Origin of the sequence: Peptostreptococcus anaerobius VPI 4330 = DSM 2949 (assembly GCF_000381525.1) — a bacterium.
GTDB classification, from domain to species: domain Bacteria; phylum Bacillota; class Clostridia; order Peptostreptococcales; family Peptostreptococcaceae; genus Peptostreptococcus; species Peptostreptococcus anaerobius.
The window spans coordinates 1-25,998 of sequence record NZ_KB906633.1; the positions used below are offsets into that span (position 1 = coordinate 1).

Annotated in this window: 19 protein-coding genes and 1 riboswitch; of the genes, 7 read left to right on the plus strand and 12 right to left on the minus strand. The window is 34.4% G+C overall.

The window, feature by feature from the left end:
* Positions 1–345: 345 nt before the first annotated feature.
* The 5 genes from F823_RS0108010 to F823_RS0108035 all read right to left on the minus strand — a co-directional run bounded on the left by F823_RS0108010 (position 346) and on the right by F823_RS0108035 (position 12,715).
* Complete coding sequence (locus F823_RS0108010; protein WP_019595580.1) at positions 346–3,636, minus strand: cell wall-binding repeat-containing protein; 3,291 nt, start codon at positions 3,634–3,636, stop codon at positions 346–348.
* A gap of 432 nt (positions 3,637–4,068) precedes the next feature.
* A complete protein-coding gene (locus tag F823_RS0108015; RefSeq protein WP_002844905.1) occupies positions 4,069–6,345 on the minus strand; it encodes a cell wall-binding repeat-containing protein in 2,277 nt (758 codons plus the stop codon).
* Between the two features lie 427 nt (positions 6,346–6,772).
* The gene (locus F823_RS0108025; protein WP_019595581.1) at positions 6,773–9,841 is read right to left on the minus strand and encodes a cell wall-binding repeat-containing protein; all 3,069 of its coding nucleotides are present in this window, start codon (positions 9,839–9,841) and stop codon (positions 6,773–6,775) included.
* A gap of 586 nt (positions 9,842–10,427) precedes the next feature.
* Positions 10,428–11,822 carry an NADPH-dependent glutamate synthase gene (gltA, locus tag F823_RS0108030; protein ID WP_002844903.1) on the minus strand — a complete coding sequence of 465 codons (1,395 nt, stop codon included), beginning with the start codon at positions 11,820–11,822 and terminating at the stop codon, positions 10,428–10,430.
* The gene (locus F823_RS0108035; protein ID WP_002844902.1) at positions 11,822–12,715 is read right to left on the minus strand and encodes a sulfide/dihydroorotate dehydrogenase-like FAD/NAD-binding protein; all 894 of its coding nucleotides are present in this window, start codon (positions 12,713–12,715) and stop codon (positions 11,822–11,824) included. The genes gltA and F823_RS0108035 overlap by 1 nt, the downstream gene beginning before the upstream one ends.
* 263 nt (positions 12,716–12,978) lie before the next feature.
* On the opposite strand from F823_RS0108035, the gene F823_RS0108040 reads away from it, so the two are divergent.
* From F823_RS0108040 to F823_RS0108060, 5 genes are all read left to right on the plus strand, one after another.
* Complete coding sequence (locus tag F823_RS0108040; protein ID WP_002844901.1) at positions 12,979–13,833, plus strand: sulfurtransferase; 855 nt, start codon at positions 12,979–12,981, stop codon at positions 13,831–13,833.
* 372 nt (positions 13,834–14,205) lie between these two features.
* Positions 14,206–15,348 (plus strand): efflux RND transporter periplasmic adaptor subunit, encoded by a 1,143-nt coding sequence (locus F823_RS0108045; protein ID WP_002844900.1) that lies wholly within the window; start codon positions 14,206–14,208, stop codon positions 15,346–15,348.
* Positions 15,349–15,364: 16 nt separating this feature from the next.
* Complete coding sequence (locus F823_RS0108050; RefSeq protein WP_019595582.1) at positions 15,365–16,042, plus strand: ABC transporter ATP-binding protein; 678 nt, start codon at positions 15,365–15,367, stop codon at positions 16,040–16,042.
* 1 nt (position 16,043) lies between these two features.
* A complete protein-coding gene (locus tag F823_RS0108055) occupies positions 16,044–17,294 on the plus strand; it encodes an ABC transporter permease (protein ID WP_002844898.1) in 1,251 nt (416 codons plus the stop codon).
* A 52-nt stretch (positions 17,295–17,346) separates the two neighbouring features.
* Entirely contained in the window at positions 17,347–18,618 is a 1,272-nt protein-coding gene (locus tag F823_RS0108060) for a dihydroorotase (protein ID WP_002844897.1), read from the plus strand.
* Positions 18,619–18,711: 93 nt separating this feature from the next.
* Here the strand turns inward: F823_RS0108060 and F823_RS0108065 are convergent, their stop codons facing one another.
* The gene (locus F823_RS0108065; RefSeq protein ID WP_002844354.1) at positions 18,712–19,206 is read right to left on the minus strand and encodes a rubredoxin-like domain-containing protein; all 495 of its coding nucleotides are present in this window, start codon (positions 19,204–19,206) and stop codon (positions 18,712–18,714) included.
* A 206-nt stretch (positions 19,207–19,412) separates the two neighbouring features.
* Here F823_RS0108065 and F823_RS0108070 point away from each other — a divergent pair, with 206 nt between their 5' ends.
* Positions 19,413–20,366, plus strand: coding sequence for a polysaccharide deacetylase family protein (locus tag F823_RS0108070; RefSeq protein ID WP_002844361.1), 954 nt, complete (start codon positions 19,413–19,415; stop codon positions 20,364–20,366).
* 149 nt (positions 20,367–20,515) lie between these two features.
* Here the strand turns inward: F823_RS0108070 and F823_RS0108075 are convergent, their stop codons facing one another.
* Positions 20,516–20,971: a type I restriction enzyme HsdR N-terminal domain-containing protein gene (locus tag F823_RS0108075; protein WP_002844290.1), complete on the minus strand. Its 456-nt coding sequence runs from the start codon at positions 20,969–20,971 to the stop codon at positions 20,516–20,518.
* Positions 20,972–21,145: 174 nt separating this feature from the next.
* Here F823_RS0108075 and F823_RS0108080 point away from each other — a divergent pair, with 174 nt between their 5' ends.
* Entirely contained in the window at positions 21,146–22,180 is a 1,035-nt protein-coding gene (locus F823_RS0108080; protein ID WP_002844317.1) for a DUF1002 domain-containing protein, read from the plus strand.
* Positions 22,181–22,304: 124 nt separating this feature from the next.
* On the opposite strand, the gene F823_RS0108085 is transcribed toward F823_RS0108080, so the two are convergent.
* From F823_RS0108085 to F823_RS0108105, 5 genes are all read right to left on the minus strand, one after another.
* Entirely contained in the window at positions 22,305–23,123 is an 819-nt protein-coding gene (locus F823_RS0108085) for a MetQ/NlpA family ABC transporter substrate-binding protein (protein ID WP_002844893.1), read from the minus strand.
* 167 nt (positions 23,124–23,290) lie between these two features.
* Positions 23,291–23,944 carry a methionine ABC transporter permease gene (locus F823_RS0108090; RefSeq protein ID WP_002844325.1) on the minus strand — a complete coding sequence of 218 codons (654 nt, stop codon included), beginning with the start codon at positions 23,942–23,944 and terminating at the stop codon, positions 23,291–23,293.
* A complete protein-coding gene (locus F823_RS0108095; RefSeq protein ID WP_002844318.1) occupies positions 23,934–24,902 on the minus strand; it encodes a methionine ABC transporter ATP-binding protein in 969 nt (322 codons plus the stop codon). Before F823_RS0108095 ends, F823_RS0108090 begins: the two co-directional genes overlap by 11 nt.
* Before the next feature lie 65 nt (positions 24,903–24,967).
* Positions 24,968–25,066: riboswitch (SAM riboswitch) on the minus strand.
* 166 nt (positions 25,067–25,232) lie between these two features.
* Positions 25,233–25,589: a hypothetical protein gene (locus tag F823_RS0108100; RefSeq protein WP_019595583.1), complete on the minus strand. Its 357-nt coding sequence runs from the start codon at positions 25,587–25,589 to the stop codon at positions 25,233–25,235.
* 135 nt (positions 25,590–25,724) lie between these two features.
* A partial coding sequence (locus F823_RS0108105) for an IS3 family transposase (protein ID WP_019595584.1) occupies positions 25,725–25,998 on the minus strand: 274 nt, incomplete at its 5' end.

The window sequence follows — 25,998 nt, forward strand, 5'->3', positions numbered from 1 at the left end:
AGTTCGTTGTTACTAGGTTTTCCCTCTGTGAGACCTCACGGGATAAGTCGTCAGTCTTTCCTCGTCTACCTGCCTAATTTACTTACATAAGTTACGTTTGCCTTTTGGACTTCGTGACTTTGGGCCCACTCATCCTTTATGTAAGCCTTTATATTAGGTTTCTGTACGTCAGGCTACGATTTTGCTATTGCTTCTTCTCGCCATCACCTCACGGTGATAACCTTGCAAGTTGCTATGAGGTTCGTCGGCAACTACGCCCTACGTGGACTTTCACCACAGACTGACGGCATGCCCGTCATACCCGAAAAAAAGAACTCAGGGTCTCCCCCAAGCTCTTTCCTTTTTTTACTTACTTAGTTCATTAATAACTTTATCACTTACCATACTTGTACCACCAATTGCAGTTATCTTATCGATTTTTGATTTAGCGATATGGTCTCTTAGTGATTTTGGTGCGCTGTTTGCTCCTGTTAATAGGATTGGCATATTTAACATTCCGCCTACTGGTCCTATTACTAGTGCGTCCATCCAATGTTCTCCATTTGCAACAAATGCTTTGTTTGAAGTTTTTAATCCTTTGGATGCTATTTCTATAGCTGTTTCGTATCTTGTTTTACCACTTAATCTTTCTGCCACTACTGGTAGTGATTTTTCTAGTGATTTTGATACTGAGCCATAGCCACCTACAATGGATACCTTCTTTACACCAATTTCTGTAATAGCATCTGAAATTGATTTTGGTATACTATTTGATTTCACTAATAGTATTGGATAGCCTTCTCTTGCTGCGTATGGACCAACTGCTAATGCATCTGCGAAAACTTCACCTGATGCTATCACTGCATGGTCAGTTTTTCCAGTTATTTTTGCTAATCTTCTTGCAACTTGTGCTGATGTTTCATATCTATCTTTTCCAGAAATTCTTTCTACGCCATCTTTATCGAATTTAGATAGTTGATTTAATGCTCCATCTGAAACTGAAGATTTGCCTCCAATAACAGTAACATTATGTGCTCCAAGTCTTTTAATCTCTGTAGCCACTCTTGAATCTAAATTATTTGAGTTTGTTAATAGAATAGGTGCTTTAAGTTGCTTTGCAAGTGCTGATGCTGCCATTGCATCCGGGAAGTTTGAAGCATCTACTATTATTACTCTTTCAGCTTGTCCAAAGTATTTCTTAGAAATTTCGATTGCTGTATCAACTCTATTTTTTCCATTAACTCTGTCTGGAGTTGATGGTGTTGTTGGATTTGATGGTTTTGATGGAGTTGATGGTGTTGTTGGATTTGATGGTTTTGATGGAGTTGATGGTTTTGGTTTGTCTTTTTTAACTTCTTCGAAAGTCCAAGTTAAAGTATAAGTGATGTTTCCTTTTTCATCTATAGTCTTAACCCATTTGCCAACCTTCCATTCTCCAACCTTATTTCTACCTTTCATTTCAACAAGAGCTTTTTGTGCTTCTTCTGAAGAAGTGTTTGGTACTTTAGGCTCTGCTGGTTTATTGTCTTCATAAACAGCCTTATCTCCAACTAGGTCTTTTGGTTTTAATGCCTTTAAAACTTCTGGAAGAGTTTTGTTATTCGGTTTAGTTTCGAATACATATTTAACTTCAACCTTGCCCTTTTCAGTCCAAGTCCAAGTACCAATAAATAAGTTTCGACTTTCGTCTTCATCAACAACTAATTCTTTTGGAGTCCATTCTTTAAATGTCCAAGTACCTTGTTTACCATTGATAGTTTCTGGTACAGCTGTAAATTTATCCTTGCCTGGAGTTTGTGTTGAACCTATATAGTTTGTAGTAGTATTTGCTTTTTGTTCCTTAACTGCTTTCGGTAAAGTGTGACCTACGGGTACACCATTGTCTACTCCTACTATATCACGATCAACGATAAATTCACGTCTAACTGTAGCAGTCTTAGTTTCAGTTAAAATCCACTTACCAACTAAATTGTTTTCTGCATCAGTTGCAGATACTTTGGCCTTAGCGTCTGTTAATTTTTTATCTTTACGATACCAACCATCAAATGTCCAAGTACCTTGTAGGTCTCCAGTATTAACTTTTTGGTTAGGATATGTTGGTAAAGTAATTTCTGCTCCAACATCTTGATCTATAAGATTTTCTAGATCTGGTTTTTTGAAGTCTCCAAGTGCATTATATGGTTGTGGACTATTGGCATTATCTTTCTTCTTGTAGAATTCGAAAGTTAAGTTGACCGTTTTTTTATCAGGTGTAAATTCCCACTTACCTATAAATTTATTGTTTTCTTCTGTTGGTGATACTGTTAGAGTTGCTGGGCTCCAGCCTTTAAATGTCCATGTTCCTTCAGCTACTTTTACATCGTTATAAGTTGTTGTTGGAGCAGCTACTCTTTCACCTACTTTTTGGTCTGTTAGTGCTTTTGGTGCATCTGGCATTTCTGTTGTTGGAAGTGCCTTGCCTTCTGTACCACTTTCAAATTCGTGTGTTACAGTGAATAATATTTTAGTAGCTTTAGCTGTAAATACTTTATTGCTATTTGTTACAACATGATCTTGAGGATTGTTAGGTGTTTGACCTTCCCATACAAGGCCAGCGTATCTTGCCTTATCTGTTACTTCTGCACCGATACGATCAAAGATGTTTGTTGCTGTTCCTGACAAATATCTGTCAAGGTTAAATTTTGGTTTTACTTTATACTTACAATATACTACACCTGTTTCATTACCAGTTTTATCTCCCACTTTAACACCTTCACCTAGTTTAAATGTTACGTCAATCGCATCATTTGGTGCTTTATCATTTGTTGCAGATGTTCTATGAGATATTACATATAATTCTTGTTTTTCAACATCAATATATGATTTATCTTTAAATGTTACTCTTATTGTTCCTGTTTTTACTTCTGTTAGTGTATTATTTACTTCTTCTCCTATTGAAATTCTTTTAGGAGTTGTAATGTCTTCATATGAAGTATTTTTATCATCCAAATAACCTTTTATTTTTTCCTTCAATGTGTCATTTGTTACTTTATCAGCAACCGTAACCCCATTTTTCCATGGAATAGTATCATTTTCCCATACCTTCAATGTTGCTGGTGCAAGATTATCTTTTTTAATAATCTCTGCTATCGTATGAGCCTCGTATTGTGCTGTAAAAGTAAGGTCTTGGTGTTCTCCAAGTTTATTTACATCAATTTTCTTATCAGGTCTAATTGCATTTTCATGATTCATTTTCCATGGGGCTTTATCATTTTTCTTCCAAGTAGCTTTAGAAGCATCATTTACAGAATATGTTGGGAAGGGTACATTGATATCATTTCCATCAGCTTTCTTACCCTTTAACATCTTAGCTCCCATATCAATTTCTGTATTAGCTGGATTTACTGCATATACAACTTCTTTCTTTTTACCATCAAACTCTCCTCTTTCTTTGTCAAAGTCATCAGCAAAGAACTTAACAGCTACATATCCTTTCGGGAAGTCTTCTCTTGGATCTAATGGACCTACGATGCCACCAAGATTTTTAACGTCAGCCTTACCATTTGTTGTTCTAGTTTCACTTTGTCCAGTTTGCTCATTATCTGCTAATACATTTACGGGTAATGTGCCAAATATAAATGAAAAAACTAAAACTAGAGATAATAGTCTTTTTTTCATTTTAAACCTCCTATTAATTAAGTTGTGTTTTCAAATTTAATGTTATAGGAAGGGCTACTAATCCTATCCCATATTCATTCTTGTCATATTATCTTACACTTTGAGTGTCAGTTCTATATAGCTTCTTTATCACCTCCTTCTGCTCCTGTAACTGCTAAAATTATTTTATTAGTTTTTTATTTAGATGTCAAGACAATTTCTTCATTTGACAGTGTCAAGTTTTTATGGACTTTTTTATTACAACTAACTCCCTAAAATATTTGACCTATTAGATCCTACGCCTTTTATTAAAATTCTTGTAGCTGAGGAGCCATCAAATATGAATTTTTACTTAGAGACACTCCATATAAATTGTATAAGTCAAGACAGGGCAAGTGTAGTACTATACTTGCCCTGTCTTATTATCTTTCCTATAAGCCTATAAAGTTTTAACTAATCAACTAGACTTATATTATTCAAAATGTTTGTAGTTAGTGTATTTTCTCCACCTAGCAAGATTACTTCCTTGGCTTTCTTATCCAACTTAGTCCTTACTCCTTGTGGTATATTAGCCTTGTTGACCAATAATATAGGCATATTGGCCTTGGCAGTCACAGCTCCTGCAGATAAGGCGTCGATAGGATTGTATGCATTTGCAATCATATACCTATCTGCATTAGGGTAAGATTCCTCTGCTATCTTCATAGCTGTCTGGTACCTATCCCTACCAGCTATTCTCTTTTTATTTGAAGCCTTAGCCTTATCTACTACACTGTTTGGTAATGAACCTACGCCTCCAACCACATAGATTTCCTTCAAGTTCCAACTATCCAACTTGTCCTTTACAGCCCTGTCTATACCATTTGACTTGGCCATTATGACAGGCAGGCCTTCCTTGGTAGCTAGAGATGATACAGTAAGTGCATCTGCTTCTTTTGAACCATTGATCAAGATGGCTTTGTTTGAACCAGTAGCATCCTTGACCTCTTGGGCTATCATTGCAGATGTTTCATACCTAGTAGCTCCTGACAGCCTTCTAACATTGTAGCCTTTCGATTTCATATTAGTTTCTACTGAGTGTCCAACTGAAGATGCTCCTCCTACTATTATCACATTTTTAGCCTTTAGCCTCTCTATTTCCCTAACAACACTATCATCAGTAGAATATGTGTCAGTAAGAAGTATAGGAGCCTTTTTTAGGTTGGCAAAGGAAGCTGATACTAGGGCATCTGCATTATTTTTGCCACTTGCTAGAACTACTGTGTCAGCAGACTTGAAGTACTTCTGACTGATTTTGGCTGATGTTGCGTACCTGTTGTTACCTGCTATCCTGCCAGTGTCTGGTTTTTTATCCTTTGAGCCTGGTTTACTAGGGTTGACACCAGAAGCGCCTGGTTTTTTACCATTTGATCCTGGTTTACTAGGGTTGACATCAGGAGTGCCTGGTTTTTTATCCTTTGAGCCTGGTTTACTTATTGTTTTATACTTTGCTGTTACTGTTGTGTTTCCATTTACTGTAATCTTGTCTCCAACTTTTTTGGCTACGCCGTTTACTGACCAGCCTGCAAACTCTTTGCCCTGATCCGGTTTAAACGTTGGTTGAGGAAGTTGATATTCGCTGCCTTTTGTAACAGTTACAGGATCCATATTCCCACTTGCACCGGTTTCTCTCTGGAATGTTACTTTAAATTCAATTGGTTTCCAGATAGCTTTTATAACTGTGTCGCCAGTGATTGTTGTCGTTTCATTAGGTTGTTTTAAGTTTTTATTATCACCAATTTTCCAACCTGAAAATTCTTGGTCTTCATTTGGTGGTCTGAAGGTGTTTTTATCAGGAAGAGTAAAGCTTTCACCACTCTTCTTGATTTGGACTATATCGTCTCCAGTTCCACCATTTGCTTGAACAGTTACTTTAAATGTCTTGCTTGCTGTTGCTGTGAATACATTGTTTTCGGCAGTAACTTTGAAATTTGTTCCTTTATTCTTGTCATTCCAGACTGTCTCTGTATAGCCATCTTTTGCTGTTTCATCTATTAAAGTAAATATGGTTATTCCTAAAACCGGATATTTATAATCTAATAAGTCTGTGTTTGGCTTTACCTTGTATTTTTTATATAATACTGGATTTGTCTTATCTCCTTCAATTTTTTTTGTGACTTTTCCACTATTTGTATCTTTCTCTTCAACCTTCACACCCTCACCTAACTTAAATTCCACCTCTATGGCATCAGTAGGAGCGTTTTCGTTGGTAGAAGAAGTTATAAAATCACTAACATACAAAGTTTGATTTTCAACTGTTATTGCAGAACCATCTTCAAAGCTAACTTTAATGTTACCTTTAAAACCTTCTTCAATTTTACCATTAATAATTTTTTTCTCAGAAACTTTATCTGTATTTCTAGCTGTATCAGTAGCATCTTCAAATCTTGCTTCTTTAAGAAGTTCATTTATTTTTGCTTTGTTTTCTTCTGATACGGAGTCTTTGGCTTTTACGCCGTCTTTCCAGTCAACTTCATCTCCAACCCATTTTTTAATGTCAACTGGGGCGAGACCGCCACGTTCTCTAACTTGTGAAGCTTTTGATACACCAGTACTAGGCACGTAATTTGCATTTACGACAGGTGTCAGTGATGACAAGATAATCATAAGTGAAAGCAGCCCAACTGAAATTTTCTTGGAGATATTAACATTCTCCCTAAATAAATTCATAAATTTTGCTTTTAAATTCATTTTTTCCTTCTCCTCATATTTTTTATATTAACTGCGTTTTAAAAATTTTCTATTTTATCTTATAAATATAATAGTATACAACAGTTAACTACAGTATTGTACCACAGTTTCATGGCATTTGTAAATCTTTTTTGATATTATTAAAATAACACAACTCCTCCGTATGTTAATTATCCACTATGCCTTTATCAAGACCGGTAGTATCTCCACCAATCTCAACAGTAATACCTTTTATTCTATTAGCCACTGTAACCCTCCTTATGTTAAATATTTTTGTAGTTGCCAGACCACAATAATATTATACAAAAAGGAGGATTTTTTGATAGTTTCTCAACGCTTAAGCTACACTGAACTCCCAGTCTAACTGGGGTTTTTCATTCATAAAAAAAAGATTCCAGAATCTCTGTAATCCTGGAATCTTTATATCCTATTTGTTTTTTTGGGCAATTTCTAAATTATAACGTATTGGTGCGCTATAGTTAACAACTTTTACTTCTACATCTTCAAAGCCTGAAACTTTTATAACAACTTTATCCTCATCATTAAGTCCAAAAATTACAAGGCCAGTAGATTTGCTATTTCCATATTCTCCTGCATAATATCCAGGTCTTTTTTCTCCGTAGTTATAAGGTAACTTGCTAAGCTTTTCTTGACCTTTTAGTACAGTGGCATTCCCTTCTCCTAAAGCCTTTAACCACTCTTTTGCGTCCTCGTTATTTTTATCTATATCTATAGATTTAGACGATCCCATTTTTAATTTAGTACTAATATTTTTAGCCGGAGAAGTTACTATTATTTCTTTTGTAGTAGTTTTTGTCTTGTCTAATACTGAAGTTGCTTTAACAGTAATTTTAGTACTAGTCTCATCACCTGCTATTGTTAAAACTCCATCATTATTTATGCTTGTATTAGGACTATTTTTTCCTTCAATTTCAAATTTAACTTTCTTATCTTCGTCTTTTAGGTTTTTCCCTTCAACAGTCGCTTTTAATTTAAGGCTTTTTCCTTTTTCTAGGCTTGTTTCAGTATTTTCGATTTTTACAGATGATACCTCTTTAAGCTTTTTAATGTTTATAAATAAAGAACCATTAAACTCTGCATCTTTTCCCCATTTAACTTCGATAGTTTCTCCATTTTTAAGTTTATCAAAGTTTAATATCTCTATATTTTCACCATTATTTTTTATCTTTCCCTCTTTTTCCTTAATAACGAGCTTATTTCCACTTTGGTCAATTATAGGATTCCTCACAAGACTATTTGTGGTAACAATATCAACTTCTTGAGAGCCCATTTCTACCGCAACTTTAAATTTGCTTCTAAGCTTTCCAATAGGCGAGGCATCAAAAATCTTGTTACGACCTAGTTTTACTTCTCTAAGATTTGCCATATCAACAAGAGGATTTATATTAGAAATTTGATTTGTTTGTAAATTCATTTCTGTTATTTCATTAAGTCCCCTTAAGAATGATATATCAGTCAATCCAGATCTAATGATTGTTAAATCATCTAGCTTTTTAAGTTTAGATATAGGAGAAAAGTCCGTTACTTTTTTTGCATTATTAATCTTAAGCTCTGTTATATTTGTTAGATTTTTTAGTACATCTAATGATTCTATATCTGGGTTGTTACCTATATCTAAATCTTCAAGATTTACTAATTTTTTCAACGGGCTTATATCTTTTATTTTATTCTCTGAAACGTGAATTTCCTTTAACTCTGTTAAGTTCTTTAAACTATCTAAACTTTCGATTTTATTCCCATTAGCTAAAAGTCTAGTCAATTTAGTTGACTTCTCTAAAGGTGATAAATCTGTTATTTGCTTATTTCCTGAAATATCAAGAAGTGTTAATTTTTCGTGATCCTTTAGAGCTTCGATAGATGAAACCTTATTATATTGAATTGATAATTCTTCAAGATCTTTACACTCCTTTAAAGGACTTATATCAGTAATTTCTCCAGTTCTATTCAAGAGTAATTTTTTTAATTTTTTTAGATTTTCAAATCCATTTATTGATTTTATTCCTTTATTTCCATATAAATCTAACTCTTCAAGTTCTGTTAAACTTCCAATTGCACTTAAATTTTCTATTTTATTATTTTTTAAAACCAGTTTTTTAAGTTTTGTGAGACCTTTAAGAGGACTTATATCTGTAAGGTATTTGTCTGTAGGGTTTTGTTCACTCTTTGCTAAATATTGATCGTCTAATTCAAGAGTTTCTAAGTTCTTACACTTTTTTAAAGGAGTTAGGTCAATGACCTCATTTCCTGTAAGATCAAGAATTGTCATATTCACAGCATATTCTAAACCTTCTAGTGACTTTATTCCTCCCCTTCTTGACTGAGTGAAATTTAGATTACAATCAAGTCCCTTTAACTGTGACATCTTTTTTTCAGTTATTTTTTGACCATCTTTGTAAATATTTTGATGCTTAAGTTGGTTTATTATCGCTTTTTTCAAAATCTCATCTTTTATATTTACTTCTTTTGAATTGTCAATATTATTTTGTGAATTTTGATTATTACTATTGTGAGTTTTATTAGTATTTTTGTTATCTTCTTTTGATTCTTCAGTATTATTAGGGTTTAGTAACTTCTTTTCCAACTCCTTAGAAAGACTTTTTTCCCCTCCAACTAAAACTACTTTTTTAAGTCCTTGGAACTTAAATACTTCATTAGAAACGTCATTTCCATTAGTTAATAATATTGGTGCATGAAGTTTTTTTGCAAGAGGTGTTGATGCTAAGGCGTCTGCAAAAACTCTCCCAGATGCTAATACAGCAGTGTCAAAACTTCCAAATTCTTTAGCTATTTGCATCGAAGTTTCATACCTATTTTTACCAGAAATTCTTTTTCCAAAAGTTTTTTTAATAGAATTTACTCCTCCAAAAGTATAAACAACATTATATTTTTGAGGAATATTTCCAGCTGAAGAGCCATCAACTAAAAGTAAAGGCATTCCTTTTTGTGATAAATATGCCCCGGCACTTAAAGCGTCTGGGAAGTCCCTTCCAGTAGCTATGGCAATATTGTTCACACCCATTTTTTCAACTATTTTAAGAGAGGTTTCATACCTATCTTTACCAGCAATCCTAGATACCTTGAAGTTTTTTTTCAAATTATTTTCAAGAGTATTTGATATTGAGTTTTTACCACCTACAATAGTTATCTCAGTTATTGACTTTGATTTTAATTTATCAACATCTAAAGTCTTACCGTCACTAAGAACTATTGCAGCATTTTCTTTCCCTGCCAAAGGACCAACGGATAAAGCATCTGCAAAGATCTTCCCATTAGTCAAATATACTTTATTTGTATCCATCTTATCAAGGATATCAATGGATGTCTGATATCTATCTTTCCCATAAATTCTCTCCAAGGATAACTCTGAGGAAGATTCACTAGCATATGTATTAACTGATACTAAACTTGAAAAAGTTATAGCCGTCGCTAATAACAGTGATGTGCTTTTCTTACTGTTTTTTGTTTTTGTATTCATAATACCTCCAAACACCTTCAATAAAATTTTTAGAGAATAATCTCTGCTACGATTATAAATCTCATTGATATTGATTGCCAATACCATTTTTAAAAAAATAAAAAAAGATAATAGATTTGTCTACTACCTTTTTTTAATTAAAATTTACGAATAAAAAATATCTAAATCTATCATTATTTCTCCATAATATCCGTTTTTGTGCCATACTTTTAATCCACATATGATAAATTAATTAAATTCACTAATGCTAAGTTCAATTACTTTTATTAAAACAAAGTCAATACATATCCATCAATCAAAGCTATAAAAAAGTACATTATAAACGCACGTAAAAAAGAATCAATATGCTTTTTTGATTTTTGATAAAGGCGCTTTTCAGGGATTTTAAAAAATCTTATTCGCTTTGTATTTCTCCACCATAATAGATCAATTACAATAAGGTCAAATAAGTTCAGCGATTGCCCTAAAATAAATAATTATATCAAATTAAGCTTTTATTAGTATTGCTTTGTAAATTGGTACAAAGTTTTCATTCATACAAAAATGCCCACAACTAAAAGTTGTAGGCACCTTATATAAAGCCTTTTTACTTATTTAAATACTTTTCTCTTAGGTACTTGTCCATAGCCGCAGCCGCTGTCCTACCTGCACCCATTGCAGATATAACTGTTGCAGCTCCTGTAACAGTATCTCCACCAGCATATATACCTTCTAATGAAGTAAGTCCTTCTTCATCTGCTACTATACACATTTTCTTGTTTGTTTCAAGACCTGGTGTAGTAGATGAAATTAGTGGGTTAGGTCTAGTTCCTAGTGACATGATAACCATGTCAACATCTAGTGTAAATTCTGAACCTTCAACTTCAACTGGTCTTCTTCTTCCAGATTCATCAGCTTCTCCAAGTTCCATTCTTACACATACCATACCCTTCACGTTACCGTCTTCATCAACTAAGATTTCTTTAGGATTTGTAAGTAGGTCGAACTGGATCCCCTCTTCTTTAGCGTGGTGTACTTCTTCAACTCTTGCTGGAAGTTCTGCTTCACTTCTCCTGTATACAATATGAGTATCAGCTCCTAGACGTAATGCTGTTCTTGCAGCATCCATCGCAACGTTACCACCACCTATTACAGCCACCCTCTTACCGACTCTGATTGGAGTATCATAGTCATCTATATAGGCTTTCATTAGGTTTACTCTTGTAAGAAACTCATTAGCAGATAAAACACCGTTAGCGTTTTCACCTGGTATTCCCATAAATGAAGGAAGACCTGCACCTGATCCTATGAATACAGCCTTAAAGCCTTCATCTTCTATCATTTCATCGATTGTTATTGTTCTACCTACAACAACATTGTTTTCTATCTTAACTCCAAGTTTCTTTATAGAATTTATTTCATAGTTTACTACCTTAGACTTTGGTAGTCTGAATTCTGGTATACCATAAGTCAATACTCCGCCTGACTCATGGAAGGCTTCGAATATAGTAACATCGTAACCAAGCTTTGCAAGGTCACCAGCACATGCAAGTCCAGAAGGTCCTGAACCTACAACTCCTACCTTTATACCGTTCTTTTCTATATCACCTGTAAGATCTATCTCATTTTCTCTTGACCAGTCTGCTACGAATCTTTCAAGCTTACCTATAGAAACTGGTTCATTCTTTATACCTACAACACACTTACCTTCACACTGTGATTCCTGTGGACATACTCTACCACATACAGCTGGAAGTGAACTTGATTTAGCTATTACCTTAGCAGCTTCTTCTATATTACCTTCTTTAAGTTCCTGGATAAAATCTGGAATATTTATGCTTACTGGACATCCTTCAACACATCTAGGCTTCTTACAGTTTAGACATCTTGTCGCTTCTTCCATAGCTTCTTCTTTATTGTAACCATAGCAAACTTCTTCAAAGTTAGTTGCTCTTACCTTTGGGTCTTGTTCTCTTACCGCTACTTTTTCTTTAACTGGCATTAGTGCTTACCTCCTATTTTACAGTCTGGGCTAGAATGAGTTGCCCCATCAGCTTTTCTTAGAGCCTTTCTACCTTCTTCAGACTTAAACATCTGCTGTCTTTTCATTGCTTCGTCAAAGTTAACCTTCCATCCATCAAATTCTGGCCCATCAACACAGGCAAACTTGATTTCATCTCCTATACTTACACGACAGGCACCACACATACCTGTACCATCTACCATTATAGTATTTAAACTTACTATAGTAGGTATATTTAACTTCTTAGTAGCTAGACAGGCAAACTTCATCATTATCATAGGACCGATAACTATTGCTTGGTCATACTTTTTACCCTGGTTAAGAACAAGATCGTCTAGCATATTAGTTACGTTTCCATGGAATCCATATGTACCATCATCTGTACACATATATAGGTTCTTAGCAACTGCTCTCATCTTGTCTTCATATATAATTATGTCTTTTGTTCTCGCTCCGATTATTACATCAACATCTACACCATGTTCATGTAACCATTTAACCTGCGGATAAACTGGCGCTGCACCAACACCACCTGCTATAAATATTATATTTCTTTTTTTCAGTTCCTCTATATCTTCGTGAATAAATTCACTTGGCTGACCTAGTGGACCTACGAAATCCTTTACATATTCACCAGCTTCTAGCTTACTTAGCTTCTTACTTGAATCGCCAACTGTCTGGAATACTATTGTAACAGTGCCTCTTTCATTATCGAAATCAGCAATTGTTAAAGGAAGTCTTTCCCCCTTGTCATCTATAATGACGATAATAAACTGACCTGGTTTTGCAGATCTAGCAACTCTTGGAGCCTCTATATCCATTAGATATACAACTTCGTTAAGTTGTTTTTTCTCAACTATTTTATAGCTCATTAAACTACTCCTCCTCATAAAAAGATAACTACATTTTTTTAAAACTGCTAAATACAAAAAATAATAAGACCTGGCTTTATTATACACTATATAATAGATTATTTACAGTAATATATTGATTTTTAAAAAATATTCTTAATATATTATAGTGTTGTAATTAAAACAGCTTTATTTAGGATGCTCAAGCCCTATATTATAATAAGTGTTTAGGAAATATATATGTGGTATAATAATAGTAAATAAATATTGATGGAGGTGTTCCAGTGAAAAGATTAATTAGTATTGATGAATTTAATGAAATGAAAAAGAAAGATGATAAAATTGTAATTTTCGACTGTAGGTTTGACCTTATGAACAAAACATACGGTGTTGACTCCTACTCTAAGGGACATATTAAAGGTGCCTACTTGATGGATATTGAACACGACTTAGTTGATCCAGTATCTGAGCACGGTGGTAGACATCCTTTCAAAAAACCTGAAGATTTAAAGACTGTACTAGAAAATTTTGGTGTTGATAATGACACTACTATTTTCACATATGATGACGGAGATATGCAGGGAGCAGCTAGATTAGTCTTTCAGCTAAATCAGTTGGGCATAAAAAGAGCTTTTTGCCTTGATGGTGGATTCACTGCCTACAAAGCAAATGGTGGCGAGGTTGAAACTAGCCCTAATACTCCAGTAAAATCTGATAAGGAACTAGACATAAAAATTGACAATTCTTATTTTGTAGATATGGACTATGTTAAATCTTCTCTTTATAAGGAAGGTACTCTTCTGATAGACTCCAGATCACACAATAGGTATTTAGGTCTTGAAGAACCTGTTGACAGGGTTGCCGGTCACATACCTAGTGCAAAAAACTACTTCTTTATGGATACTATGAATCTTGAAAATATACAAGACACTTCGTTTAAGTCTGACGAATTCCTTAAAGACCACTTCAAAAAACTGGACGATTACAAGGAAATAATCATATACTGTGGTTCAGGAATTTCCCTAATGGTCAATGCTCTTGCCCTTGACAAGGTTGGTATAGACTACAAAGTTTACCCAGGTAGCTACTCTGACTGGATTAGCTATCAAGATAATGATATAATGACGGGTCAAGAATAAAAATATATTAAAATTAACATTTCATGAGGCATACGGCTAAGTTTTTACGATTATAAAATAGAGCCCGTGTGCCTTTTTATATTACTATGTCTTTTTAATAATTCTTTTTTCTTAAGAATATTATTCTCAACAAAAAACTTGCATTTACACTAATATTAATGTAAAATAATAACTATAATGAAATATACTATGGGGGTATTTTGAGCATTTTTAACTACTATGTGCCCTATAATTAATGAAATTAATGTCATTCTTTTCATTATATACAATGGAATAATACTTTATTAAAACTACTAGTCTTCAACTTATTCTTCTAGTTGAGGCTTTTTAACTAAACTATACCTAGTAATCTAGGTTCTACAGGAGGAAACAATGTCTTTAAAAGAAAAGATTAACAAGAGTCTATCAAAAATCACTAATAAGAATTTAGATGGACAAGAGGGAGATAACAAAAAAACAAGAAAAATTCAAATTTATATCGGAGTCGCTGTAGTGTGCGTCATTGTTGCAGTAGGTTGTTTGGTTATATACAATAATACTAGAAAACCAGATGTGCCACAGGTTCAGACTTATATGGTGCCAGAAAATGAAAAAATATTTATTAACGGTCTTATAATACCTAGCAAGAGCAAGGAGATAGCTGGTCCAGCTAATGGCTCTACTCCAGATATAAGGGTAAGCAACGGTCAAACAGTTAAAACAGGTGATGTGCTGTATATAGTAAAGGATGAGGCTGCAATAGCTGAGATTGCTTCGATAAAAACTCAGATATCAAACTTGATAAGGGAAAAAAGATCCATGAATTCAGATGATCCAAATCTTTTCTCCATAAATAGTCAAATATCTACGCTTAACTCCAACCTATCTTTGGCTAATGCTAAAGCCTACACTAAGGTTAAGTCACCTATTGATGGTAAAGTGTACTTAAATAACGATAGTAACTCATCATCTAATTCAAATTCGTCTATAATGACTATACAGACTACTGAATATGTAATGAGTGGCCAAATAAGCGAACAGGACTTGAGCAAAGTCAAGGCAGATATGACATCTGATGTGACTATCCTATCTACTGGAGAAACTGTCAAGGCTAGAGTTAGCTCTATATCTGACAGACCTATATCTTCTGGCCCACCACGTGCTGCAGCTCCTGGAGAATCTTCTGGAGGTTCAGATATATCATTCTATGCTGTGACACTTACTTTTGACACTCAAGAAGGTATAATCGACGGCTATCATGCACAGGCAGCTATAGAAGTTAACACAGACAGGCATAAGATTCCTTCTAAGGCTATTATCAATAACGGAGATGAAGTATATGTTCTTCTTAATGTAGACGGCATATTAACTAAGGTTAATGTTGAAATAATATCTGAAGGTGATGAGTACGTTACAGTTTCTGGAAACCTAAATGAAAATGATATTGTAATCAAGAACCCTACAAAGACAATGAAGGACGGAGACCCAGTTCCAGGTACTGGAGAAAAATCTAACGCTTCCGCTTCAAAAAAGTAAAGAAGGGGTGGTAAATTTGCAAATTGAATTGAGTAATATACAAAAGTATTACAAGGTTGGTAAGGAAAAAATCCATGTATTAAAAGATTTAAATCTCCAAGTTGAGAGTGGTGAATTTTTGATGATAATGGGTAAATCAGGTAGTGGTAAGACTACCCTACTCAATGTACTTGGTTTTTTGGATAAGATAGACAAGGGTAAGTTTTATTTTAATGGTAAGGACGTCAGCAACCTTAATGAAAATCAAAGGTCTGAATACAGGTGCTCTAGTTTGGGTTATGTATTCCAGCAATTCAACCTTATAGATACTCTTACTGTTTACCAGAATATAGAGATACCACTTGTATATAGTGGTGTTAAAGATAAGAATATTAGAAAGAATTTAATAGAGTCAAGACTTGAAGATGTTGGTCTTTTGGACAAGAAAGACGCATTCCCTAACCACCTATCAGGTGGACAAAAACAAAGAATTGCTATTGCAAGAGCCCTAGTCAATAATCCTAGCATAATATTTGCTGATGAACCGACTGGAGCCCTTGACTCTGATACAGGAAGGGATATTATGAACCTTCTAACCGACCTAAACAAGAGTGGTACAACTATAATAATGGTAACCCACGATTTGGACATGACAAAATATGCCTCAAGGGTCGTAAATTTAAAAGACGGTGTCTTTGTAGAGGGGGTTGTTTAATATGTTAACTTTAATTAAAAATTCAGCAGCCAATCTTAGAGGACACAAACTTAGACTAGTGATTGCCTTCATATGGATAATCATTGGTATAACTTCAGTAGTATTTGTAAGTGCTATGGGTAATGCTATGAGTTCAATGTTCAAGTCTACCTTCAAGTCACTTGCACCTAACACTGCAGTTATTTATTACGAAAACAAAAGCTATGACAGTAACTCTTCTACTGCTTTGATTCAGCCTTTTGTTAAATCTGATTTACAGATAATACAGGCAATCGAAGGTGTTGAAAAGGTTGAGGTTCACAACAAGCCCTTGACAATTGCACCAGGTACAAGAGATGATGCATTCTACGGTGAAGCAAAGTACTTCGACAAGTCCACTTCCCTAGCAGTTATCGATCCTTCTGATACGAAATACAAAATCATTAAGGGTAGAGCCATTAGTGAATCTGATGAAGGTTCTAGGGTTGCAGTTATACCAGACCAAGCGGCAAAAGACCTTTTCGATGAAGAGTCTCCTATTGGTAAGGGTATTGAACTAAACAAGGTAGTCTACCAGATAGTCGGAGTAAGCGACTCTAAGAAAATATACGATGCAACAGAAAAGAAATTTAGAGACCGTACTAACTTCGATTCGGCAGAATACTATACAGTAGTGCCAAAAACATCATTTTTATTCCTTTCAGGTAGACTGGCTCAGTCAAATGATGTTCAAAATATAAAGGTAACTGTTAATGATGGCGAAAATTTAAAGGCTGTCACTGACAAAGTTATAGAATCATTAAATACTCTCCACCCTAATCTTAGTAATGGTGAGTATAAGGTTCATGACCAGTCTTCAATTCAGAAAGCTACACAAGCAATGACTAAGGGTATAGATAACTTTGTAAGAATTATCACTATAATATCTATGGTAGTTGGCGGTGTCGGCATCATGAACATCATGTACGTATCTGTCATGGAACGTGGTAAGGAAATAGGTATTAGAAGGGCCCTTGGAGCAAAACCTCGTACTATCTTGTTCCAATTCTTGGTTGAATCTGTATTTATAACATCTGTTGGTGGAGTTATGGGAGTTATTGTAGGTTATGCTATAACTATGTATTCAAGAAATTACCTACCAATAAAACCTATACCTAGCTTTAATAGTTTTCTATACTCATTTATAGCTATCGTATTAACAGGTATAATATTCGGTCTAGTGCCTGCCTACAAGGCATCCAAACTAGATCCAATAAAAATAATCTATAAATAAAATTATGAGATTAACTCTTTTGGGTTAATCTCTTTTTAAAAAGGAGAAGCTTATGAACAAAATATTGATAAAAAATGGATTGATCATCAATCCAGCAACAAAGTTTGAGAAAATTTCAGACCTATTAATTGAAGACGGTATTGTAAAAGAAATATCTACTGAAATCTCCCCTTGCGACCAGACCCAGATAATAGACGCTAAAGGATGTGTTGTATCACCTGGTCTAATAGATATCCATGTTCACTTCAGGGACCCTGGCTTTACTCACAAGGAAGACTTGTTTACTGGATCTATGGCTGCAGCTGCTGGTGGATTTACAAGTGTCCTACTTATGGCCAATACAAATCCCAAGGTGGATTCTGTGAAAACTCTAGAATATGTAAAAGAAAAAGCTAAGGATTGCCCTATAAATATATTCCAAGAAGCTGCCCTAACCCACGACTTCAAGGACAAGCTAGTAGATATGAAATCACTAAAAGATTCTGGTGCTGTAGGCTTTACAAATGATGGTGTTCCAGTCATGTCTACCAAGATCCTTCGTGAAGCTATGAAAATAGCCAAAGACCTTGATGTAATAATTGCCCTACACGAGGAGGACAACTCGCTGATTACAACACATGGTGTAAATGATGGACCTGTAGCAGAAAAACTTGGACTTGTAGGTGCTCCAAAAGCTGCTGAAGACTTGATGGTAGCAAGAGATGCTATGTTGGCATTAGAAACTGGTGCCTGTATAGATATCCAACATATCAGCTCTGGAAATTCAGTTGACTTCATTAGATATGCCAAGTCAATCGGTGTTAAAATCCTAGCAGAAGCCACTCCACACCACTTCACCTTGACAGAGGAAGACGTCTTAAAATACTCTAGCCTAGCCAAGATGAACCCACCACTTAGGACAGCAGATGACAGGGAAAAAATAATACAGGGTCTTATAGATGACACTATTGAAGTGATTGCAACCGACCATGCCCCACATACTGATGAAGAAAAAAATGTAGAATTTAAAAAGGCTCCTAGTGGTATCATTGGACTTGAGACTGCCCTAGCCTTATCTGTTAGCCAACTAGTAAAAACCAACAGACTATCAATGTCTCATATGTTGTCCAAGCTGACTATCAACCCATCCAACTACTACAAACTTGACAGGGGTGATATATCTGTTGGTAAGGTAGCAGATATATGCATATTCAATCCCGATGAAGAATATACAGTAGAAAAATTCCACTCAAAATCTTCCAACTCTCCATTTATAGGATGGAAATTATTTGGAAAAGTGAAATATACACTATGCGGCGGTAAAATAGTATATAAGGAAAACTAATCTATAATACAGATAGATATTATCTTAAATAATACTATAATAAAAAGACAAGCAGTTAGAAATAAATCCACCTGCTTGTCTTTTACTAGTATACTATAAATTTATTAGGGTTTTGTCTACTATTTCTGCTTCATCTTCAAGATAGTCTTCCCTCATCAAATCACTAATCTTCTCTAAATTTGTATTTAACTTACTAAGTCTCTTTTTAAGAATTTCAATATTGTCTTCAGTAGAAAAATCTAAATCCTCTCCTAAAAACATAGTAAGAGTTGATGAAGTATTCAGGAGTTTAAAGGCAGTATCCTTGACTAGCTCAGCATCATAACTTTTCTCTTTGTCCTCCGCCTGCACGTACATGGCAAGAGCCAAACTAGCAAGGTCACTTGAATCCTTGATTGTACTCCTAATAAGTTGCAAAAGATCATCATTTTGGCTATCTATCATATCATAATACTTATATGTCTTATCCTTATCAGTATCTTCCATCTCATAAAATACTTCACTATCATAACCACATACTGGACATACTCCCGGTATCTCATCACCTATGTGTATATATCCGCACTCTTTACACTTATATCTTTTCATTGCTAACCCTTTCTCTAACATAATCACTATTCTATTAAATATATATCCATAATTCGAGAAATAAAACATATATAAGTCAACTTAACTAATTGATAACAATTTCTTGATTTCTTAAATAAAAATTAAGAAATTGTTATCAATTAATATTGCTATATATGTTTATTTATACTAGCATTTATAGTATAATATGGACAATGGAGGTAGTTATGAGAGATAAGAAAAGAAGAAATGTAAATATTGATTTTGAATCATCAGACAAAAAACACAAACGCAGGAAACCTAGAAAGAGAAAATCTAGAAATTTAAAGAAAATACTCCTGTTATTAATTATTGCGGTATCAGTAGCAGGCTCTATAAAGATAGGCCTTTCATATAAGCGTGATCGTCAAGCACTTCAGGCCAGAAACGAGCAAAAAAGAGCCCTAGATCGTGAGCTAGATCAGGAAGAAAAGGGTCCTGTAGTAGGACAAAGAGCTAAAGAAAAGAAATTGTATGGTGTAGATGCACAGAAGGTATGGAATTCACTTAATGCCTATGACTATGAAAATGGTGGAAAAAAAGAAGTTTTCCTTACTTTTGACGACGGCCCATCTTTGACAAACACACCTAATGTATTAAAGATATTAAAAGATAATGACGTCAAAGGAACTTTCTTTGTAATTGGTAAATCACTTAGGATGAATGGTGCCCCTCAGATATTGAAGGACGAATACGATGCTGGAATGGCAATAGCAAATCATTCATATTCACATGATTACAAGCACCTTTATCCAGGTAGAGTTCTAAATCTAGACAACTTTACTAGTGACTTCAAGAAAAATGATGAGCTTATTTCAGATGCTCTAGGTAAAAACTTTAAAACAAGAGTTATTAGATGTCCTGGTGGCCAGATATCTTGGCAGAAAACAGAACCTCTAAACAACTATCTTATCAAGAATAATATGGCTTCAATCGACTGGAATGCACTTAATTCAGATGCAGAAGGTCCAAAAAAGAATGCCGACCAACTATACGAACTTGCTGTTAAATCAAGCCAAGGTAAAAACCTTGTGGTTCTATTGATGCATGATACTTATGGTAAGGAAGAAACTGTCAAGGCTCTTGACAAGATAATTAAATATTACAAGTCTCAAGGTTACCAGTTCAAGACTCTAGTTTAACTAAATACAAAACATGCCCTTTGATAGTATATGCTCTATTAAAGGGCTATTTTATGCAAAAATATGCAAAAAAAGGATGAGTACCTGTTTATAGGAACTCATCCTTTTTTAATCATAATTTTGTAATTAAAATTATGTTGGAAACATTTTTAGTGTTCGTGCTCGTCTTCGTATTCAGGATGCTCTGCAACATAATCTAGGTATTCCTTCTCTGTTGCCTTGTATTCTTCAAGCATCTTTTCATAGTTAGGTAGATCTGAATCTTCATCCACCTCAGTACCATTCCAATCTGTATACATCATCTGGTCACCGTTTGTAAGTATCATTCTACCTACATGCGTAGTATCATCTATCAACTCTAACTCGTCTATATTAGCATCAACAACACTCTGGTCTAGCTCGATGTCATCATCAATACACTTAATAACCATGAGTGGTAGTAAGCATCCGTCCTCATCTTCAGCTACTACTGTGATATCTAGGATACCTTCAACACCTTCTTCATATTCATCAAGTGGTGTATCTATCTCTATCATATCTTCAGGTACATTTAACTCTTGTATTAAATACTCAACTACTCTATCTTTCACTAGTTCTTTTGACATAATTATTCTCCTTTTAAAAATTCCTATCTATCAGAATATGTGCTAGTTTTATTATACCATTTACTGGTCATAAAGTCTATATGGATTAAAGGTATAATTAAGAAAATTGCCTTATTCTATATGTAAGTAAGGTGAGTATAATTATGCACTATAATGTGCTAAGGAGGAAATAAAATGAATATAATGAAAAAAATAAGTACTATTCTATGTTCGGCCCTACTAGTTTTGGCTACCGGTTCGCTTTCAAGGGCTGATTCAACTGGTGAAGTCATCTCTCTAGGAGCCAACCTTAAGCCTGCCCAAAAGGCAAGTATACTATCATACTTTGGTGTAGATGAGAACAATCCTAATATAATATATGTTAATAACCAACAGGAAAGAAAGTACCTAGCAGGAGTTGCTCCAGAGGCTCAGTTAGGTCATGTGACTATGTCTTCTTCATATGTAGTACCTACAACTAGCGGTGGCATAAATGTTAAGACATCTAATATAACATGGGTTACAAGCTCAATGATTGCATCAACTCTTTCAACAGCAGGAGTAGAAAATGCAAATGTTGTAGCTGCAGCTCCCTTCCCTGTCAGTGGTACTGGTGCCCTTACAGGAATAATCATTGGTTTTGAAAAGTCTACTGGTGGCAACCTTACTGAGACCAAGAAAAAGCTAGCCAATGAAGAGTTGGTTACAACTGGGCAACTAGCCAACCAGATAGGTCAAGAAAAGGCAACTGGCATAATCAATGATGCAAAAAAAGAAGTCATAAAAGACGACCTAAAAAATAAATCAGAAATAGAAAAAGCAGTAAAAGATGCTGCTGCAACATACAATGTCAATCTTAATACTGGTGACATAAACGTGATTGTCAACCTTCTAAAAAATATCGGTAGCCAAAACTATAACTACAATGATGTAAAAGATACCCTAAATAATGTAAGTGCAAATGTGGTATCAAAGCTTAAGGAAAATGGTGAAAATATAGATGCACAAGCTATAATAGATAAGGCCACTTCATGGCTAAAAAATAGCAAGGATGCCAATAAGTTTTTCAACCAGTTTGACGACTCTAAGCTATCAAAGGATGCAGTAGTCAGCACAACTAATGAAGCTGCTAGTTTTGCCAAGGAAAAAATATTTAATAATGCAAACAAGGCTCAAGCCTCAGGAATTTGGGAAAAGATCAAGGCTTTTATAGACTCGTTCTTTAATTAAAGTATAAATAGAAAAAAATATCTAGGTCATTGACCTAGATATTTTTTATTTATTACATTTACTCAATTTATTGCATTTAATCATTTATATACTTATTATATAATCTTTAACTAATGAACACCTATTAGAACGTTGCTACTATAGCTCCCTTATATGTATCTTCAATAAACTTCTTAACTTCTGGTGAAGTAACAGCCTTACTAAGGGCCTTAATTTTTTCACTATCCTTGTTCTCCTTCTTAACAGCTATTATGTTAGCATATGGAGAATCACTAGACTCTATAGCAATTGAATCCTTAGTAGGGTTTAATTTAGCTTCTATAGCATAGTTTGAATTGATTACTGCTAGATCAAGGTCTGGTAATGAAGCTGGTAGCTGCTCTGCACCTATTTCCTTTATAACTATGTTCTTCTTGTTTTCTGTGATATCATTTTTAGTCAATAACTTCTTATCAGCAACCTTTATAAGACCTTCTTTTGCAAGTAACTGAAGAGCTCTTGACTCATTTGTAGGGTCATTTGGAACACCAATTACAGCCTTGTCCTTTAAATCAGCAATCTTAGTAATCTTCTTTGAATATGCTCCCATAGGCTCTAAGTGTACCTTTACAGTATATGTAAGGTCTGTCTTGTTCTTAGAATTAAATTCTTCAAGGTAAGGTACGTGCTGGTAGTAGTTTGCATCTAGTGAATTATCTAATAATGCTGTATTTGGAAGTACATAGTCGTTAAATACTTTTACCTCCAATTTATATCCATCTTTTTCAAGTAATGGCTTTACAACCTTATTAAGTATCTCTGCGTGTGGGTTGGCAGTTGCTCCAACTACTATAGTCTTGTCATCTCCCTGAGACTTTCCTGAATCCTTTTTAGCTCCGCAAGCAACTAGGCCTACTGATAATACTGCAACTAATGCTAATGATAATAATTTCTTTGCTTTCATATACAATCCTCCTAATTTTTATAAATAATTTTTATGATTTCTATATATCCAAAGAGCGGTGATCGTGCACTACCACAACTCTTATAAATACCTCTTCTAAATATATCTTGTAACTGTCTCTTGTGACTGTCTTATATTTACGAATAAATTTATTTCTTCTTATTGTACTACTTTTTCTTCTTGTATAGTAAGTCTCCTGCCCACTGTATGACTTGTACTATAAGTATTAAGGCCACAACTGTATATAGGATGACATTCTTATCAAATTGCTGGTAACCATACATCAAGGCTACATTACCAAGTCCACCTGCACCAACTGCTCCAGCCATAGCTGTATATCCTAATATTGTTATAATTGCAAGTGTTATTCCAGATATTATTGATGGTGTTGCTTCTTTTAGCATGACCTTAAATATAATCTGTCTCTTAGTTGCCCCAAATGATTTGGCTGCCTCTATAAGCCCTGGATCAACTTCATTTAAAGAAGACTCTATTAGCCTAGCTATAAAGGGTGCTGAACCAATTGTTATAGGTACAAGGGCTGCAGTCTCCCCTATTGATGTACCAACTATTAACCTTGTAAGCGGTATTATAGATATAAGTAGTATAATAAATGGGAAACTCCTCACCATATTAACTACCAATCCCAAAACGCTGTAAACTGACTTATTTGGTTTTAGTCCGTCTGATTTTGTAATTACAAGCACAACGGCTATTACAAACCCTATCAGTGTTGCCAGAATTGTAGGTACAAACAACATATATACTGTCTGTAATAGTGCTGGCATAAATAATGTTGTCATATAATCACTAAAGCTCATCTTCTACCTCCTGCCATATCATATCATGTCTATTTAAATAGTCCTTTACGCTGTCTACATAACCATCTGGTATGTTTATTATCAAAGAACCAAGAATATCGTCCCTAAATTTTTCTAGTCTACCGTATATTATAGATACATCTATATTCAACTCCCTTGCCATCGAAGTTATTATAGCTTCATTTGACTTGTCGTTTGTAAATAGTAGTTTTAAATTATTACCCTGTGGCAATACTATATTATCTTCGCCTAGTAGTTTTCTTATTGCCTTGTTGCTCTTTAGAAAGACCTCTTCAGTATCACCCATCTCAATAACCCTGCCAGCATCCATAATCGCTGTCCTTGTGCAAATCTGCTTTATAACCTCCATCTGGTGAGTAACCATTATAATTGTGATCCCTAACTTTCCGCTGATTTGCCTTAGAAGTTCAAGAATAGACTTTGTAGTCTTGGGATCAAGTGCTGAAGTTGCCTCATCACACAAGAGAACCTTAGGATTCATTGTAAGAGCTCTTGCAATAGCAACTCTCTGCTTTTGCCCACCACTCAAGTTTCTTGGCTTGTCATCCTTTTTATCGAGAATACCAACAAGGTCAAGAAGTTCCTCAACCCTTGTCTTAATTTGGTCCTTGCTATAACCAAAACATTCCATAGGAAGGGCTACATTTTCAAAAACAGTTCTTCTCTCAAGTAATGAGAAATGTTGGAATATCATTCCCAGGTTTTTTCTCAAGTCCCTAAGGTCATTTTCATTTAACTTACCAACATCTGTACCATCTATTAGCACCTGACCTGACGAAAAATCCTCCAGCCTATTTATACACCTAAGAAGTGTAGACTTACCTGCACCACTATGACCTATAATACCAAAAATTTCTCCATCCTTAATAGTGATATTTATATCCTTTAAAACTTGTGTGTCACCAAAATATTTATTTACGTTTCTTATTTCTATCAACTTTATTTCTCCTTTCATAATTAAATATAAAAAATGCCTGAGTAAATAACCCAGACACAGGACTCTACTCATCTATCAGCTTTTTAGCTGCTGGAATTAGCACCTTAATCAAATCAGGTTGCCGGGTTTCATAGGGCCAGTCCCTCCACCACTCTCGATAAGAGATATTTAATTGTAATTTAGTAGCTAAATTTATGTACTAGTAATTTCTTATATCTATAATAATTCTTTATTAGTAAAAAGTCAAGAAAAAAATTAAACTTTTTATGATAATCGCAAAAAGTCTGAATTTTCCCAAGCAAACTATAAAAATTATCCACTAAATAAAGACTACATCTTGCTGACTGACTTGACTGTAATAACTAAATAAAAAATCAAGGCTATTGCTACTACAAAAATCATTCCATAGTCAGCTACCTTTAGCAAAGTAGTCATTTCTTTACCTCTTTCCTTGTCTTTTTTAAGGTTTAGTATGACACCATATAGCATAACTCCAAGACCTAGTAGGGCTGTAAGCATAGTGTAAGAAGACCTACTAACATATCTAGAATACATCCATATCAAAAATCCTAGTCCCATCACAAATGATGAATTTGACATTAGTTGTTTATCGTTCTTCTCCTCAGGCTTGGTTGTAATTTTCTTATCGTAATACGCCTTAGGTTTTTTCTTGTTATTCTTTGCCATTTTATCCTCCACAATTATAAAAATATTAGTCTATTTTTATTTTATCATAATATCCAACTTATTCATATATTATTTACTAATTATAAAAGGGATGGCTAAAATGATGTGTACCCATAAAACTGGACACATTAATATTTAGTTTACATTCATGGATGCTAACCTATACAAAGTAGGTGGCATCCATTTTGTTTTCTTCTGAATCCTTTCGTTGTTGTAGTAATATATATATTCATCTATTGCTTTTGAAAACTCTTTAAATGTCTTAAAATCTCTCTCATATCCATAATACATCTCTGTTTTTAGTCTGCCAAAGAATGTTTCCATAATACAGTTATCGTAGCAGTTTCCTTTTTTTGACATTGACTGCGTTATTTGATGCTTTTCTAGTTCTTTGATGTAGTAGCTGTTT

Bases quoted from the DNA above. Each gene is read 5' to 3' on its own strand.
- F823_RS0108060 (WP_002844897.1), top strand. From the start codon at position 17,347: ATGAACAAAATATTGATAAAAAATGGATTGATCATCAATCCAGCAACA.
- F823_RS0108085 (WP_002844893.1), bottom strand. From the start codon at position 23,123: ATGAAAGCAAAGAAATTATTATCATTAGCATTAGTTGCAGTATTATCA.
- F823_RS0108080 (WP_002844317.1), top strand. From the start codon at position 21,146: ATGAATATAATGAAAAAAATAAGTACTATTCTATGTTCGGCCCTACTA.
- F823_RS0108070 (WP_002844361.1), top strand. From the start codon at position 19,413: ATGAGAGATAAGAAAAGAAGAAATGTAAATATTGATTTTGAATCATCA.
- F823_RS0108015 (WP_002844905.1), bottom strand. From the start codon at position 6,345: ATGAATTTAAAAGCAAAATTTATGAATTTATTTAGGGAGAATGTTAAT.
- F823_RS0108010 (WP_019595580.1), bottom strand. From the start codon at position 3,636: ATGAAAAAAAGACTATTATCTCTAGTTTTAGTTTTTTCATTTATATTT.
- F823_RS0108100 (WP_019595583.1), bottom strand. From the start codon at position 25,589: ATGGCAAAGAATAACAAGAAAAAACCTAAGGCGTATTACGATAAGAAA.
- F823_RS0108055 (WP_002844898.1), top strand. From the start codon at position 16,044: ATGTTAACTTTAATTAAAAATTCAGCAGCCAATCTTAGAGGACACAAA.
- F823_RS0108025 (WP_019595581.1), bottom strand. From the start codon at position 9,841: ATGAATACAAAAACAAAAAACAGTAAGAAAAGCACATCACTGTTATTA.
- F823_RS0108065 (WP_002844354.1), bottom strand. From the start codon at position 19,206: ATGAAAAGATATAAGTGTAAAGAGTGCGGATATATACACATAGGTGAT.
- F823_RS0108075 (WP_002844290.1), bottom strand. From the start codon at position 20,971: ATGTCAAAAGAACTAGTGAAAGATAGAGTAGTTGAGTATTTAATACAA.
- F823_RS0108045 (WP_002844900.1), top strand. From the start codon at position 14,206: ATGTCTTTAAAAGAAAAGATTAACAAGAGTCTATCAAAAATCACTAAT.
- F823_RS0108035 (WP_002844902.1), bottom strand. From the start codon at position 12,715: ATGAGCTATAAAATAGTTGAGAAAAAACAACTTAACGAAGTTGTATAT.
- F823_RS0108090 (WP_002844325.1), bottom strand. From the start codon at position 23,944: ATGAGCTTTAGTGATTATATGACAACATTATTTATGCCAGCACTATTA.
- gltA (WP_002844903.1), bottom strand. From the start codon at position 11,822: ATGCCAGTTAAAGAAAAAGTAGCGGTAAGAGAACAAGACCCAAAGGTA.